11 protein-coding genes and 2 pseudogenes are annotated in these 15,205 nt (G+C 69.4%); 7 read left to right on the plus strand and 6 right to left on the minus strand.

The window, feature by feature from the left end:
• Positions 1-2: 2 nt before the first annotated feature.
• The 3 genes from AVHM3334_RS01035 to AVHM3334_RS01045 are packed head-to-tail and all read right to left on the minus strand — an operon-like array spanning position 3 to position 8,121.
• The gene (locus AVHM3334_RS01035) at positions 3-3,200 is read right to left on the minus strand and encodes an efflux RND transporter permease subunit (RefSeq protein ID WP_284408859.1); all 3,198 of its coding nucleotides are present in this window, start codon (positions 3,198-3,200) and stop codon (positions 3-5) included.
• Positions 3,197-6,619 (minus strand): efflux RND transporter permease subunit, encoded by a 3,423-nt coding sequence (locus AVHM3334_RS01040; RefSeq protein WP_284408862.1) that lies wholly within the window; start codon positions 6,617-6,619, stop codon positions 3,197-3,199. The genes AVHM3334_RS01035 and AVHM3334_RS01040 overlap by 4 nt, the downstream gene beginning before the upstream one ends.
• A 20-nt stretch (positions 6,620-6,639) precedes the next feature.
• Positions 6,640-8,121: an efflux RND transporter periplasmic adaptor subunit gene (locus AVHM3334_RS01045; RefSeq protein WP_284408864.1), complete on the minus strand. Its 1,482-nt coding sequence runs from the start codon at positions 8,119-8,121 to the stop codon at positions 6,640-6,642.
• A 290-nt stretch (positions 8,122-8,411) separates the two neighbouring features.
• On the opposite strand from AVHM3334_RS01045, the pseudogene AVHM3334_RS01050 reads away from it, so the two are divergent.
• The 3 genes and pseudogenes from AVHM3334_RS01050 to AVHM3334_RS01060 form a co-directional block, all read left to right on the plus strand.
• Positions 8,412-8,693, plus strand: a pseudogene (locus tag AVHM3334_RS01050) (2TM domain-containing protein); the annotation flags it as partial.
• Positions 8,691-9,176: pseudogene (locus AVHM3334_RS01055) on the plus strand (sensor histidine kinase); the annotation flags it as partial. The pseudogenes AVHM3334_RS01050 and AVHM3334_RS01055, both read left to right, overlap by 3 nt.
• Positions 9,173-10,027, plus strand: coding sequence for a LytR/AlgR family response regulator transcription factor (locus tag AVHM3334_RS01060; protein WP_284408866.1), 855 nt, complete (start codon positions 9,173-9,175; stop codon positions 10,025-10,027). The pseudogene AVHM3334_RS01055 and the gene AVHM3334_RS01060, both read left to right, overlap by 4 nt.
• Before the next feature lie 52 nt (positions 10,028-10,079).
• Here AVHM3334_RS01060 and AVHM3334_RS01065 read toward each other — a convergent pair whose 3' ends face one another.
• Together AVHM3334_RS01065 and AVHM3334_RS01070 are read right to left on the minus strand one after the other, a co-directional pair.
• Positions 10,080-10,712 (minus strand): LysE family translocator, encoded by a 633-nt coding sequence (locus AVHM3334_RS01065; RefSeq protein WP_284408868.1) that lies wholly within the window; start codon positions 10,710-10,712, stop codon positions 10,080-10,082.
• A gap of 97 nt (positions 10,713-10,809) precedes the next feature.
• Complete coding sequence (locus AVHM3334_RS01070) at positions 10,810-11,535, minus strand: ABC transporter ATP-binding protein (RefSeq protein WP_284408870.1); 726 nt, start codon at positions 11,533-11,535, stop codon at positions 10,810-10,812.
• An 82-nt stretch (positions 11,536-11,617) separates the two neighbouring features.
• Between AVHM3334_RS01070 and AVHM3334_RS01075 the strand changes: the two genes are divergently transcribed.
• The 3 genes from AVHM3334_RS01075 to AVHM3334_RS01085 all read left to right on the plus strand — a co-directional run bounded on the left by AVHM3334_RS01075 (position 11,618) and on the right by AVHM3334_RS01085 (position 13,550).
• A complete protein-coding gene (locus AVHM3334_RS01075; protein ID WP_284408873.1) occupies positions 11,618-11,986 on the plus strand; it encodes a hypothetical protein in 369 nt (122 codons plus the stop codon).
• 200 nt (positions 11,987-12,186) lie between these two features.
• Positions 12,187-12,849, plus strand: a complete 663-nt coding sequence (locus AVHM3334_RS01080) for a DUF8616 domain-containing protein (protein ID WP_284408875.1) — start codon at positions 12,187-12,189, stop codon at positions 12,847-12,849.
• A gap of 71 nt (positions 12,850-12,920) precedes the next feature.
• Positions 12,921-13,550 carry a hypothetical protein gene (locus tag AVHM3334_RS01085; protein ID WP_284408877.1) on the plus strand — a complete coding sequence of 210 codons (630 nt, stop codon included), beginning with the start codon at positions 12,921-12,923 and terminating at the stop codon, positions 13,548-13,550.
• Between the two features lie 19 nt (positions 13,551-13,569).
• Here AVHM3334_RS01085 and AVHM3334_RS01090 read toward each other — a convergent pair whose 3' ends face one another.
• Positions 13,570-14,355, minus strand: a complete 786-nt coding sequence (locus AVHM3334_RS01090) for a TOBE domain-containing protein (protein WP_284408879.1) — start codon at positions 14,353-14,355, stop codon at positions 13,570-13,572.
• 82 nt (positions 14,356-14,437) lie between these two features.
• On the opposite strand from AVHM3334_RS01090, the gene modA reads away from it, so the two are divergent.
• The gene (modA, locus tag AVHM3334_RS01095) at positions 14,438-15,202 is read left to right on the plus strand and encodes a molybdate ABC transporter substrate-binding protein (RefSeq protein ID WP_284408881.1); all 765 of its coding nucleotides are present in this window, start codon (positions 14,438-14,440) and stop codon (positions 15,200-15,202) included.
• Positions 15,203-15,205: the final 3 nt, after the last annotated feature.

The following is a 15,205-nucleotide window of genomic DNA, read 5'->3' on the forward strand; positions in this document are numbered from 1 at the left end:
GGTTATTGCAGTGGAGCCGCAGCGGCACCCGCAGGCGGGGCCGCGCGGCTCAGTTGGTGTTCGTTGGCGGAGCGGCGGCGCAGCTTGTCCAGCAGCACGTAGACGACCGGGGTGGTGAGCAAGGTCAACAACTGGCTGGCGATCAGCCCGCCGATGATGGCCACGCCCAGCGGCTGGCGCAATTCGGAGCCCTGGCCGAAGCCGATGGCCAGCGGCAGTGCGCCCAGCGCGGCCGCCAGCGTGGTCATGAGGATGGGGCGAAAGCGCAGCATGCAGGCCTCGCGCACGGCCTCCAGCGCCGACAGCCCCCGGGCGCGCTCGGCCTCCAGGGCGAAGTCGATGATGAGAATGGCGTTCTTCTTCACGATGCCGATCAGCAGGAACACGCCGATGAGCGCAATGATGGTGAACTGCATGTTGAACAGCAGCAGCGCCAGCACCGCCCCCACACCGGCCGAGGGCAGCGTGGTCAGCACCGTGATGGGGTGGATCAGGCTTTCATACAGCACGCCCAGCACGATGTAGATGACCACGATGGCCGCCAGAATCAGGAAGAACTGCTGCGACTGCGACTGCTGGAACCCGAGCGCCGTGCCCTGGAAACTGCCGCGCACGTTGGTGGGCATGGCGATGTCGGCCTCGGCCTGCTCGATGATCTGCCGGGCCTGGCCCAGCGACGTGTTGCCGTCCAGGTTGAACGAAATGGTCGTGGCGAGTTCGCCGTCCTGGTGATTGATGGAAGTGGGCGAGGCACGCTCCACCACCTTGGCGATGGCGCTCAGCGGCACCATGGTGGAAGCGGTATTGCTCAGCACCTGGCCCGTGGAGGCACCGCGCTGGCCCGGGTTGGCCGCCGTGCCGGTGGTGCCCGCGGGGTTCGAGGCGACGAAGATGTCGGCGAGCGCGGGCGGCCCTTTGGTGTATTCGGGCGCCCATTCCATGATCACCGAATACTGGTTCAGCTCGCCGTAGATGGTGGCCACCGAGCGCTGGCCGAACGCGTTGTACAGCGCGCTGTCGATGGCCGACGCGCTCACGCCCAGGCGCGATGCGCTGGCGCGGTCCACCTCGACATAGGTTTCCACGCCGTTGTCGGCCTGGTCGGTGTCCACGTCGGTCAGCAGTTCTTCCTGCTTCAGGCGCTCGGCCAGCCGCGTGGCCCACAGGCGCATGTCGGCCAGGTTGTCGCTCTTCAAGGTGTACTGGTAGGTGGAGTTGCTGGAGCGCCCGCCCATGCGCAAGTCCTGCACGGGGCTCAGAAACACCTGCAGCCCCGTGATCTGCGCCAGTTGCGGGCGCAGGCGCCAGATCACGGCGTTGCTGCTGTCGGTGCGCTCGCTCGCCGGCTTCAAATTGATGAACAGAAAGCCGCCACCCGCCCGCCCGCCGCCGGAAAAACCCACGACGGTATCCACTGCGGGGTCGCCCCGGATGATGCCGACCGCCTGGCGCAGCTTGCGCGCCAGTGCATCGGACGAAATGCTCTGGTCCGCACGCAGGCCGCCGTTGAGCTGCCCGTTGTCCTGCTGCGGAAAGTAGCCCTTGGGGATCTTGCTGAACAGGTACACGTTCAGCCCGATGACCGCCAGCAGCACCAGCATGACGAGCGCCTTGCTCGCCAGCGCCCAGTCCAGGCTGTGGGCATAGCCGCGCAGCATGCCGTCGTAGCCCCGCTCGGCCCAGCGCGCGAGGCGGCCCGGGGGCCTGGCGTTGGCGGCGTCTTCCGAGCGCAGCAGCCACGCGCACATCATCGGCGTGGTGGTGAGCGAGATGACGAGCGAGATCGTCACCGCCACCGACAGCGTGACCGCGAACTCCCGGAACAGCCGGCCCACCTGCCCGTCCATGAACAGCAGCGGGATGAACACCGCCACCAGCGACAGGCTGATCGACAGCACCGTGAAGCCCACCTCGCGCGCGCCCAGCAGCGCAGCGGCCATGCGGTCCATGCCGGCCTCGATGTGGCGGCTGGTGTTCTCCAGCACCACGATGGCGTCGTCCACCACGAAGCCGGTGGCCACCGTGAGGGCCATCAGGCTCAGGTTGTTCAGGCTGAAGCCCAGGAAGTACATGATGCCGAAGGTGCCCAGCAGCGAGACCACCGTGGCCACCGCGGGGATGACGGTGGCCCGCGCCTTGCGCAGGAACAGCCCCACCACCAGCACCACCAGCGCGATGGAAACCATGAGCGTGAACTCGATCTCGCGCAGCGACGAACGGATGGAATTGGTGCTGTCCGACGCCACCGCCACCTGGATGTCCTGCGGCAGCTGGGCCTGCAGGTCCGGCAGCAGCGCGCGCACGCCGTCCACCGTGTCGATGATGTTGGCGCCCGGCTGGCGCGTGATGAGCACGATGATGGCCGGCTCGCCATTGAAGAGGCCCAGCGTGCGCGTGTTCTCCACGCCATCGACCACGCGCGCCACGTCGCCCAGCCGCACGGCGGCGTTGTTGCGCCAGGCGATCACCAGCGAGGCGTAGTCGGATGCGTTGCGCGATGGCGACGGGGTGTAGATCTGCAGGCGCTTGCCATCGCCTTCGATCGCGCCCTTGGGCCGGTTGGCGTTGGAGGCCTGGATGGCAGCGCGCACGTCTTCGGTGCCGATGCCGTAGCGGTTGAGCGCAAAGGGCAGCAGCTCCACGCGCACCGCGGGCAGCGAGCCGCCACCGATCTCGACCTCGCCCACGCCGGCCACCTGCGAGATGCGCTGGCTCACCACGTTGGACACGGCGTCGTAGATCTCGCCCGGCGTGCGCGTCTTGGACGTCAGCGTGAGGATGATGATGGGCGCATCCGCCGGGTTGCGCTTGCGGTAGGTGGGGTTGCTGCGCAGCGTGGCCGGCAGGTCCACCCGCGCGGCGTTGATGGCCGCCTGCACTTCGCGCGCGGCGCTGTCGATGTTGCGGCTCAGGTCGAACTGCAGGCTCACGCGGGCCGAGCCGGTCGAGCTGCTCGAAGTCATCTCGTTCACGCCCGCGATCACGCCCAGACGGCGCTCCAGCGGCGTGGCCACGCTGGTGGCCATGGTCTCGGGGCTGGCGCCCGCCAGGCTGGCCGAGACCGAAATGGCCGGGTAGTCCACCTGCGGCAGCGGCGCCACCGGCAGCACGAAGAACGCGGCGATGCCCGCCAGCGCCAGGCCGATGGTCAGCAGCACGGTGGCGACCGGGCGCTCGACGAAGGGGCGCGACAGGTTCATGGGGCGGACCCGGGCGCGGACTCGGGCGCGGACTTTGGCGAGGTGGCAGGCGCGGCCTGCGCCGGAGCGGCGGCCGTGCCCCGGCCCGTCCAGCGGCGGCCCAGCCGGTCGAAGGCCAGGTAGATCACCGGCGTGGTGAACAGCGTGAGCATCTGGCTCAAGACCAGGCCGCCGAAGATGGCCAGCCCCAGCGGCCGGCGCAGCTCGGCCCCCTCGCCCCAGCCCAGCATGAGCGGCAGCGCGGCGAACAGAGCGGCCAGCGTGGTCATGAGGATCGGCCTGAACCGCAGCAGCGCCGCCTGATGGATCGCCTGGTGCGCGGGCATGCCCTGCTGGCGCTCCGCGTCGATGGCGAAGTCGATCATCATGATCGCGTTCTTCTTCACGATGCCGATCAGCAGGATGATGCCGATGATGCCGATCACCCCCAGGTCGTTGCCCGTCACCATGAGCATCAGCAAGGCCCCCACCCCGGCCGAGGGCAGCGTGGACAGGATGGTGAGCGGGTGGATGTAGCTTTCATACAGCACGCCCAGCACGATGTACACGCACACCATGGCCGCGAGGATGAGCCACAGCTGGCTGGACAGCGATTTTTCGTAAGCCCCCGCCGCGCCCAGGAACTGCATCGAAAGCCCGGCCGGCACGCCGATCTCCTGCGCCGCCGCACGGATGGCATCCACCGCATTGCCCAGCGACACGCCCTCGGCCCGGTCGAAGCCCAGCGTGGCGGCCGGGTACTGCGCCACGCGGGTGACCTGCAGCGGCGCGAGCTGCTCGCGGATGGTGGCCACGGCCGACAGCGGCGTGGGCGTGCCGCCGCCCGTGCGCAGCTGCAGGGTGCCCAGCGCCTCGGGGCTGTCCAGGTGCTCCTGCTGCGCCTCCAGGATCACGCGGTACTGGTTGGTCTCGGTGAAGATGGTGGAGACGATGCGCTGGCCGAACGCGCTGTAGAGCGTGTCGTCCACCGAACTGGCGGTGACCGACAGGCGCGATGCCGTGTTGCGGTCGATGTCCACGTAGGCCGAAAGGCCCTGTGCGCCCGCATCGGTGGTGGCGTTGCGCACCTGGGGCACGGTGCGCAGGCGCTCCACCAGCTTGTTCGTCCACTCGTTGACCTGCGCCGAATCCACGCCGCCGATGGACAGGCGGTATTCGGTGGGGCCGGTCTCGGCATCGATGGTCAGGTCCTGCGTGGGCTGCAGGTAAAGCGTCACGCCGGCCACCGCGCGCACCCGGTCGCGCAGGCGCTGCATGACGGCCTCCTGCCCGTCGCGCTCGGCTTTCAGGTTGATCAGCATGCGCCCGGCGTTCAGCATGGTGTTGTTGGCCGCATCCACCCCGATGAAGGAGCTGAGCGACTGCACGTCCGGGTCGGCCAGGATGGCGCGGGCCGCGGCCTGCTGCAGCTCGCTCATGCGGGCATACGACACGTCCTGCGAGGCCTCCACGCGCGCCTGCAGCTGGCCCGTGTCCTGCGTGGGAAAGAGTCCTTTCGGAATCACCACGTACAGCAGCGCCGTGAGCGCCATGGTGAGCAGCGCCACCACCAGCGTGGCGCCCTGGCGGCGCAGCACCCACTGCAGCCAGATGTCGTAGCGCGCGATCACGCGGTCGAAGCCGCGCTGCACCGCGCCGCTCCAGCCGCGCCGCTCGCCGTGCGCTGGCTCGGGCTTCAGCCAGCGGGCCGACATCATGGGCACGAGCGTGAGCGACACCACGGCGGAGATCAGGATCGTGAGCGCCAGGGTGACGGCGAACTCGCGGAACAGCCGGCCCACCACGTCGCTCATGAACAGCAGCGGGATCAGCACCGCGATCAGCGACACGGTGAGCGAGATGATGGTGAAGCCGATCTGCGTGGCGCCCTTGAGCGCGGCCTGGAACGGCGGCTCGCCCTCTTCGATGTAGCGGGCGATGTTCTCGATCATCACGATGGCGTCGTCCACCACGAAGCCCGTGGCGATGGTGAGCGCCATCAGGCTCAGGTTGTTCAGGCTGTAGCCCAGCAGGTACATCACGCCGCAGGTGCCGATGAGCGAGATCGGCACCGCCAGGCTGGCGATCACCGTGGCGCGCAGGCTGTGCAGGAAAAAGAAGATCACCAGCACCACCATCAGCACGGCCAGCACCAGCTCCATCTCGACGTGGTGCACCGATGCACGGATGCCGGTGGTGCGGTCCGACAGCACCTCCACCCTCAGCGAGGCGGGCAGCCCGGCCTGCAGCTCGGGCAATTGCTTTTTGATGTTGTCCACCGTGGCGATCACGTTAGCGCCCGGCTGGCGCTGCACGTTCAGGATGATGGCCGGAATGAGTGTGGCCCCCACGCTCCCCGCTTCGCGTGGTTCGCTGCCCCCCGAGGGGGCCTCTGCTTGCTTGGGGCTGCCCGGCGCGGCACGGAGTGTGGCCCCCACGCTCCCCGCTTCGCGTGGTTCGCTGCCCCCCGAGGGGGCCTGCGCTTGCTTGGGGCTGCCCGGCGCGGCGCGGAGTGTGGCCCCCACGCTCCCCGCTTCGCGTGGTTCGCTGCCCCCCGAGGGGGCCTCTGCTTGCTTGGGGCTGCCCGGCGCGGCGCGCAAGGGGTCGCTGACCCCGGCCCAGGCACCCAGGCGGTTGTTCTCGGCGCTGTCCACCACGCGGGCCACGTCGGTCATGCGCACGGGCGCGCCGTTCTTCCAGGTGACGATGAGGTTCTGGTAGTCGGCCACCGTCACCAGCTGGTCGTTGGCATTGATGCTGTAGGAGCGCTGCGGCCCGTCGAAGCTGCCCTTGGCACTGTTGGCGTTGGCCGAGGTGATGGCGGTGCGCAGGGTATCGAGCCCAATGCCGTACGAAGCCAGCGCCTTGGTATCGGCCTGGATGCGCACGGCCGGCCTCTGCCCCCCGGCCAGGCTGACCAGGCCCACGCCGGGCACCTGGCTCATCTTCTGCGCCAGGCGCGTGTTCACGAGGTTCTGCACCTCGGTGAGCGGCAGGCTGTCGGAACTGATGGCCAGCGTGAGAACCGGCGCATCGGCCGGGTTCACCTTGGCATACACCGGCGGCGCGGGCAGATCGGTGGGCAGCAGCGAAGCGCCGGCATTGATGGCCGCCTGCACCTCCTGCTCGGCCACATCGAGCGCCAGCCCCAGGCCGAACTGCAGCGTGACGATGGACACGCCCGAGGCGCTGGTGGACGACATGCGCGCCAGCCCCGGCATCTGGCCGAACTGGCGCTCCAGCGGCGCACTCACGGTGCGGCTCATCACCTCGGGGCTGGCGCCGGGGTACAGCGTCTGCACCTGGATGGTGGGGTAATCGACCTCCGGCAGGGCCGACAGCGGCAGCAGCTTGAAGCCGACCAGACCGGCCAGCACGATGGCCACCATCAGCAGCGCTGTGGCGACGGGTCTTTCGATGAAGGGACGCGACGGGCTCATGGGACGAAGGCGCCGTGCGGTCAGGGAGTCTGCGGGGCGGAGGCAGCGCTGGCGCCTGCACCAGCGGCACCAGCGGCACCGGAGGCACCGGCAGCGCCCGGCTGGGCGCCTTCCTGCGGCGGCCGCTGACGCCGTTCGCCGTCCGGCCCGCGGCCCTCGCCGCGCGGTCCCGAGGCGCGCGCATGGCGCGGCTGCGCACCTGCGGCCCCGCTGGCGGCCGAGGCCGGTCCGCGCGCGCCCTGCAGCTGCACCATGGCGCCGTCCTTCAAGCGGTCGCCGCCTTCGGTCACCACGCGCTCGCCCGGCCTCAATCCCTCGGTGACGGCCATCAGGCCCACCGTGGCCTGCCCGCGCTTGACCTTGCGCAGCGACACCGTGCGGTCTTCATTGATCACATAGACGAAATCGCCGCTCGCTCCCGTGCGCACGGCCGTCACCGGCACCACCACGGCCGGCACTTCGCGCAGCAGCAGCTGCACGTTCACGAACTGGTTGGGAAACAGCGCGCCGTTGGCGTTTTCGAACCGCGCCTTGGCCTTGACCGTGCCGGTGGTCGTGTCCACCAGGTTGTCCAGCGTCGAGAACGTCCCCTTGCCCACTTCGGTGGTGCGGGTGCGGTCGAAGGCCGTGACGGCCAGCGGCCCGGCGCCCTGCTGCGACGCCTGCACGTCGGTCACGCGGTCTTGCGGCACCGAGAACTGCACATCGATCGGCGCGATCTGCGTGATGGTGGCGATGCCCGTGGCCTCGCCCGCGCTCACGTAGTTGCCGGCGTCCACCGTGCGCAGGCCGATGCGGCCCGTGGCGGGCGCGGTGACGCGGGTGTAGTCCAGGTTCAGCCGCGCCGTCTTTTCCTGCGCCAGATCGGTCATGACCGTGCCCTGCAGCTGCTTGACCAGTGCGGCCTGCGTGTCCACGTCCTGCCGCGCGATCGAATCCTGCGACAGCAACGTGCGGTAGCGCTCCAGCGTGATGCGGGCGTTGTCCAGCTGCGCCTCGTCGCGCTGGCGCGTGCCCTGCGCCTGCATCAGCGCCTGCTCGAACGGCCGGGGGTCGATCTGCGCCAGCACCTGGCCCTTCCTGACCATCTGCCCCTCGGTGAACAGTACCTGGGTGAGCACGCCCGACACCTGCGGACGAATGGTGACCGTGGTGACCGGCGTGACCGTGCCCAGCGCGTCGATGACCACCGGCAGCGTGGACTGCCGGGCCGTGGCCTCGCCCACCGTGACCATGGCCCGCCCGCCGCCGCCGAAACCGGGGCCGCCAGCCCCCCCGGGACCGCCGGGCCCGGCCGGCGCACCCGGGGGGCCCGGTCCCCGCGCGGGGCCTGCCGGCGCGGTGCTCCGCTGCACCAGATACCAGGCGCCGCCGCCCAGCACCAGCACCGCCACCACGGCCAGCATCAGCAGCGCGCCCAGCCAGCGCGATCGCCGCGACGGGGGCCGGTGGCCGGAAGGCGGCGGGTTGGGGGTGGGCGCGTCGTGTGGTTGTGGATTCATGGAAATGGCTGGCGGTGGCGGGTCGCGAAACAAGGCCCCGGCCGGACTGCGGCGAGGGCGCACGGGGGGCAGGCCGAATCGTAGGGGCTCAACGTACCGATTGTCCGGCTGCTGTGCGAAGAAAGGTAAATCTGCCGTGCTCCGCCCTCCGTGCTCCCGTGCTGCCTTTGGCCCCGGCCCTCGCTGGCTGGCGCCGTGCCGCCGTCGGTTCGTCGCATGCCGCTCGCCGGCTTGAGCACGGCCCGGCACAGTGAGCCACCCCTTGTACCACCCCGCCCCCAGGAGCCGCCATGACCGCCTTCCACGCTTCGCCCCCCGTCGATCCCGCCGACCGCCTTGACCGCCTGGCCCGCAAGCGCGCCGGCGCCAAGACGGGCTGGATCATCCACGCCGGCGTTTACCTCTGCGTGAACCTGGCGCTCGCCGCGCTGGCGGCCTACCAGGGGCGCCACTGGGCCATTTTTCCGGCGATGGGCTGGGGGCTGGGCCTGGCGATCCGCGGCGCGGCGGTATGGCTGGCGCTGCCGGGCGGCCGGCTCCATGCGCGCCTGCTGGAGCGCGAACGCGATGCCACGCTCGGCGCATCACGCGCCACGCTGCACCCGCTGGCGGACGAGTTCGCCCGGCTGCGCGACTACCTGGAGCTGATGTCGGTGCGCATGGGCCCGCGGCTGGCCTACACGCTGGACTTGCCTGAATCGATGGCCCGCGTTCCGGTGCCGCCGCTGCTGCTGCAACCGCTGGCGGAAAACGCCATCCGCCACGGCCTGGAGCCCAAGGTGGAAGGCGGCACGCTGCACATCGCCGCGCGGCAACTGCCCGACGGCCGGCTGGAGTTGCTGGTGAAAGACTCCGGCGTGGGCCTGGCCGACCCTGGCGGCGCCGCACCGCCGCCCGCCATGCTGGCGCACCACCAGAGCTTCGGGCTGAGCCAGGTGCGCGAACGCCTGCACACGCTGTACGGCAGCCAAGGTACTATCGAATTGATAGCAATGTGCCTTAGTGTTACTTGCGCCAGAGCCGTTTTTCCTTCAAAACCCTTGCTCCTGCCATGACTTCGACACCCGCTTCTTGCGCCGCGCCCCGGGGCCTCATCGCCGAGGACAAGCCGCTTCTTGCCGCCGCGCTGCGCCACGAACTGGCGCAGGCCTGGCCGGAGCTGCAGATCGTCGCCACCGTGGGCGACGGCCTCGTCGCCGTTCAGCAGGCGCTGGCGCTGCAGCCGGACGTGCTGCTGTTCGACATCCGCATGCCGGGCCAGAGCGGCCTGGAGGCCGCGGCGGAGCTGGCCGATGCCTGGCCGGCCGGCACGCCGTTCCCGGCGCTGGTGTTCGTCACCGCCTACGACCAGTACGCCGTGCAGGCGTTCGAAGCCCAGGCAATCGACTATTTGCTCAAGCCCGTGCAACCCGAGCGCCTTCGCAAGACCGTGCTCAAGCTGCGGGCGGCGCTGGAGCGCCAGGCGGCCCCCGCTGCGCTGGACTTCGAGGCCACGCTGGAGCGCCTGCGGGCGCTCGTCTCGCTGCCGGGGGCCGGCGGCGCGGGCGCGGCGGGCCTGCCGGGCGCGGCACCGCAGGCGCCGCCGCTCACCGTCATCCAGGCCAGCAGCGGTGCGCAGATCCATCTGGTGCCGGTGGCGGATGTGGTCTATTTCGAGGCGGCCGACAAATACGTGCGCGTGTTGACCGCCACGCAGGAAGTCCTGATCCGCACGCCGCTCAAGGAACTGGCGGCGCAGCTCGATGCAGAGGTGTTCTGGCAGGTGCACCGCGGCACGCTGGTGCGGGCCGGCGCCATCGCCTCGGCCGTGCGCGACGAATCGGGCCGGCTGCACCTGCGCTTGCGCGATCGGCCGGAGAGCCTGCCGGTGAGCCGCCTGTATGCCCACCGCTTCAAGGCGATGTAGCGGGCGAAGCGGGAGGCTGCGCGCTCGGCGCTCGGCGATTAGCAGTTAACGGTTAACGGTTGGCAGCCAGCAGCAGGCAGCCCGCCCCCATGAAGAACCCGCCGGTGGCCTTGTTCAGCCGCACCACGCCGCGCTGCGACCGGATCACCCGGCGGATCTGCCGCCCGCCCGTGGCGTACACGGCCGTGGAGACGAACTCCGCCGCCAGGTACACCGAGCCCAGCACCACAAACTGCGCCGCCGCCGGCTTGGCCGGGTCGATGAACTGGGGAAACACCGCCGCGAAAAGAATGATCGCCTTCGGGTTGGTGATGCCCAGCAGAAACTCCTGCAGGATCAGCGAGCGCAGGCGAAGCGGGGTGCTCGACGGGGTGGCCTCGGCGCCGTCCACCAGTTCCAGCCCGCCGAACTCGCGGCTGCGCCAGGCCTTGAGTCCCAGCCAGAAGAGGTAACACGCCCCCACCCACTTCACGACGGTGAAGGCCGCCTCGGACGCCAGCAGCATCGCGCCCAGCCCCACGGCGGACACGGTCAGAAAGATCGCGAAGGCCACAGCACGGCCGATGGTCGCCACCAGCGCCGTCCCGACCCCGGCACGGATGCCGTTGTTCAGGCCGCAAAAATTGTTGGGGCCGGGCGTGAGGGCAATCGCCACGGCCACGGGGGCGAAAAGGAGAGCATCCATATCACTGGCTCCTGCAAGGCAACGAAAAGGGGCAACGAGCGGAAAAGCGCAGTGTAGGGCCTCGGAAAGGGGCGCTGCGGTGCAAGGACGCCGAACGCTACGGCAGATCGATCACCGCGTTCCATGGCACGCCCGCCAGCGCGTCGTAGTGCGCCACAAGGGCGATGCCCGGCCCGCCCTGCGCTGCCCGCTGCGCCAGCACCTGCTGCAGGTATTGCACCGAGGGGCGGTCGAGCCCGGCGATCGGCTCGTCCACCAGCACCAGCGGCGCGCCGCACGCGAACGCCGCCGCCATCAGCGCCTTGCGCCGCGTGCCGGTGGACAACTGCTCCATGGACTTGGGCAAATGGCTGTCCAGCGCGAAGCCGGCCACATGCGCCTGCAGCGCCTGCGCATTCCATGCGGGATAGCGCCCGGCCAGCGCCGCGAACCAGGCGGCCGGGCTGGTGCTGTCGAGCGCCCGAGCACGCGGATCGGCCCAGAACACGGCCCCTGCATCGGCCGCGGCCTGCTCCGCGCACGGCACGCCGTTCAACGAAACCTGCCCGCCCTGGGGCCGCAGCTCGCCCGCCAGCAGGCGCAGCAGCGTGGTCTTGCCACGGCCCTCATCGCCGCGCACCAGCGTCGCGCCCGTTGCCGCGCTGGCGGTGAAACCGTCGAACACGGCCGGCCCGTGCCCGTAGGCAAAGCGCAGGCCGTTGCATTGCAAGGGGGCGGAGGGCAGCGTCGTCGGATCGGGCATGGGCATCGGAAGAACAAGAAACAGAACGGAAAAATAGCGGCTCGCCATCCAGGCGCCGAGAAACGCAGTGGTGGTACACATTCTGTGGCATGCCCGGCACGCGCCTCGCCGAAAATGCGCCACGGCCGCGCGAGCGGTCCACCCCTCGACGAACCGGAACACCATGACCCTGCGCTACCTGGAATTCGACTACAGCGAAGACGACGAAGGCACCGGCACCTGGGACGCCATGGCCAGCGTGACCGAGCCGCACCTGCCCGCCCTGCATGCCGAGATCGCCGAAGTGCTCGGCTGGGCCCACACCGAATTCAAGGGCCGGAACGGCGCCATCGAAGACGGCGCCGCCTGGGACTACGACCTGCAAGCCGTGCGGGAGGTCTCCGCCGTGCAGACCCTCGCCTTCGACGAAACCACCCACCAACTGGTCGCCAGCACCGGTGCGCCCGCGCTGCCGCGGCACACCGTCACGCTGTCGATCAGCGGCGCACCGACGTTCTGCGAGGAATTCCGCGCGCGGTTCGGGGGCGAATGAGCACGGGGCGAATGTCGGTGGCGAGCGCGCTTTCAGCCGGCAGCGAGCGGTGCACTGCGCAACGAAACCGTAGCGAAAAATGCGGCGCTATCATCCGGCGGCCTGCGAAAAACAGGCAACGCAAAGGGAGGTGAACCGCACTGCAAGGCGACAAAGACCTGCGGCGGTTCGCCATGTCACAGCATCCAGATCGGCCATCAATGACATGGAAACAATGGCTCTCCAGCGAGCCCGCAGAACCCGTGGTGAACGGGCGCATTCAATACGGACCCGGAAAAGGACTGATCAAGCAGGTGTTCGAGGGCCTGGACGCTTCGCAAAACACTGTGAAGAAAATCGCCACCATCGACCCGGTCCGGAAAAAGATCATCCTGATCCAGCCCGGAGACAAGGTGCTTTACCGATCAGGACTGAGCGAAAAAGGCGTGTCGGGGTATCTTTATCTTTTTGCCCATGCCACGTCAAAAAGCATCCAGGGAATGATCCATGGCATGGAAGTGGCCGATGCCATACGGCGCAGCGGACTGTGGCACGGCGAACCGGTGCTGATCGATGCCTGCAACGCAGGCGCATCCTCCGATGGCATTGCCGGCGAACTCGCAAGAGTTTTGCAAACGCATGTCACCGCGCCCACCACCACGACCTGGAACTACCCTCTGGGTGGCTCCGCAGTGGGGCAAGGCGCTTTCGAAAAGCTCCCAGGAATCCTGTCGGCGCTTCCCATCCCAGACCTGCTGCGTCCGGGCCGCTGGCGAACCTGGGGCCCCGACGGTCAACCCATTGCAACGACCCCTACCTCACCGCGCGATACTGGCGACCTTCTGAAAGGCGGGCCGATGCACGAAACAAGGAAGCGCAGATGATTCGCCCATGGAAAAAATGGGGTTCGGGTAAAAAGATCGTCTTAGTCGTTTCACTTTTGCTCGGCGCCTGGATGGCATGGTGGTGGATCGACAGCGCCGTCACCTGCGACCAGCAGGACGAATATTCCTACCACGGCGTCTGTCTGATCGAACTGCGGCGCCGGGCCGAGAGCGGCGACAACCCGGCGCAGTGGGCATACGGTAACTACCTGTCAGGCATCCGCCCCTTTGAGCAGGCCTACGAATGGCATTTGAAAGCGATGCATGGCGCGCGCACGGGCCTGGACCTGCGGCGCAGCATGGACGCCTATTGCGACAAGGTTCCCGGTTTCGATGCGCGCACCGTGGAATCGACCATGCAGCGTGTGGTGCAGACCAGCCCCGACGCGCACTTGCGGCTGTTCCAGTTCTACCTGTCGATCCCGCCCTGCAGCGCGTTCAGCCTCGACCAGGCCAGCGCGCAGATTCCGCAGCTCACGCAGTGCGCCCACCTCACCCTGGCAGAGTACTTTCGGGCGGTACAGCGCGAGCGCTATACCGTTTCCACCACGACCCGCGCGGCCATCGAAGTGAATATCGAACGCTGTGAGAAAGACCTGCTGCATCCACCGCCCGATGGGCCCCATGTGCGCGAGTTCATGCCCGTGCAGCTGCAGGACATCGCAGACCTGCGGCGCAGCCTGGCCGCATTGCGGCCATGAGTTCGCGCGCCAAGCGCACTCATCCCGTCACGGCCAGCACCACGGCCGACTCGTCCACCGACATCGCCACGCGCCGGCCCGACCGCAGGCCGCTCGATGGCGCTGCGAACCCCACCATGTGAACCCCGGCGTCCAGCGTGGCCGCCACTTCGTCGCCCGCCGGCCCCCGCGACACGCGCGATGCGCGGGCGGACCAGCGGTTGCTTTGCAGCGCAGCCGGCACGCCAGGCTGCACCCGCACGGCGGCTGCCTTGCACAGCGCCAGCACGGGCAGGCCGGGGCGCAGCGCCAGCAGTTCGGCGCTCTCCTGCGTGATGCGGGCGCACAGCAACAAATCCAGCGCCGCCTCGCCCTCGAGGTGCACGCGCACCAAGGGCCCGAGCGGCTCCAGCGATTGCACCGTGCACGGCCACTGGTTGCGCAGGCTGGTGCGCAACGCGAGCCGGGCCAGCGCCGCGCTGCCGCCCGGTCCGCCGCCGGAGGCAGCGCCTGCCGGGGGCGACAGGCGCGCCAGCACATCGCGGCGGGCCTGCTCCAGGGCATCGGCGGCGTGCAGCAGTTCCTGCCCTGCCGGCGTCAACTGCGCGCCCCCGCCGCCGGTGCCGCCTACGGCGCGCGCCACCAGGGGCACGCCGGCCAGGTTGGTGAGCGCATCCACGGCCTGCCACGCGGCCTTGTAGCTCACGCCCACGGCGCGCGCGGCCTGCGAGATGGAGCCGCCCACGCCGATCTGGCGCAGGATGTCGATGCGCCGGTCCGCCATGCCCTGGCCCAGTGCATCGGAGAGGGAAAGCCGCTTTTTCATGCGCGCATCATGCCGCGCCGCCAGTGCATTCGGCAAAGGCCCGTGGCTATACTCGACCGCTATTCATCCAAGGAATAGCGCCATGCCGTTTTCTGCCCCACTGTCCCGCCTGCTGGCGGCCTCCGTCCTGGCATGGGCCAGCGTTTCCGCCGCGCAGGCCGCCGAGGTGGTGGTGGCCGTCGCGGCCAACTTCACGGCGCCCATGCAGAAGATCGCCACGGCTTTCGCGCAGGCCACGGGCCACAAGGCCGTGCTGTCGTTCGGAGCCACCGGCAAGTTCTATGCGCAGATCAAGAACGGGGCGCCTTTTCAGGTGCTGCTGGCCGCCGACGACACCACGCCTGCAAAGCTTGAGCAAGAGGGCCAGGGCGTGCAGGGCTCGCGCTTCACCTACGCCGTGGGGCGGCTGGTGCTGTGGAGCCCGCGCGCAGGCTACGTGGACGACCAGGGCCAGATCCTCAAGACCGGCGACTTCGCCCACCTGGCCATCGCCAACCCCAAGCTCGCGCCCTATGGCCTGGCGGCCACGCAGACGCTGGACAAGCTGGGCCTGGGCGAGCGCCTGCAGCCGCGCTTCGTGACGGGCGAGAACATCGCGCAGGCGTACCAGTTCGTCGCCACGGGCAACGCGCCGCTGGGTTTCGTGGCGCTGTCGCAGGTGATGGAGGGCGGCAAGATCGCCAAGGGTTCGGCATGGCGGGTGCCCGAATCGCTGCACGACCCGATCCGCCAGGATGCCGTGCTGCTCGCGGCCGGCAAGGACCAGCCCGCCGCCGTCGCGCTGATGCGGTTTCTGCGCAGTGACGCGGCGCGCGAGGTGATCGGCGCGTACGGCTACGGGCTCTGACCG

This window comes from Acidovorax sp. SUPP3334 (assembly GCF_030159055.1).
Taxonomy (GTDB): domain Bacteria; phylum Pseudomonadota; class Gammaproteobacteria; order Burkholderiales; family Burkholderiaceae_C; genus Paracidovorax.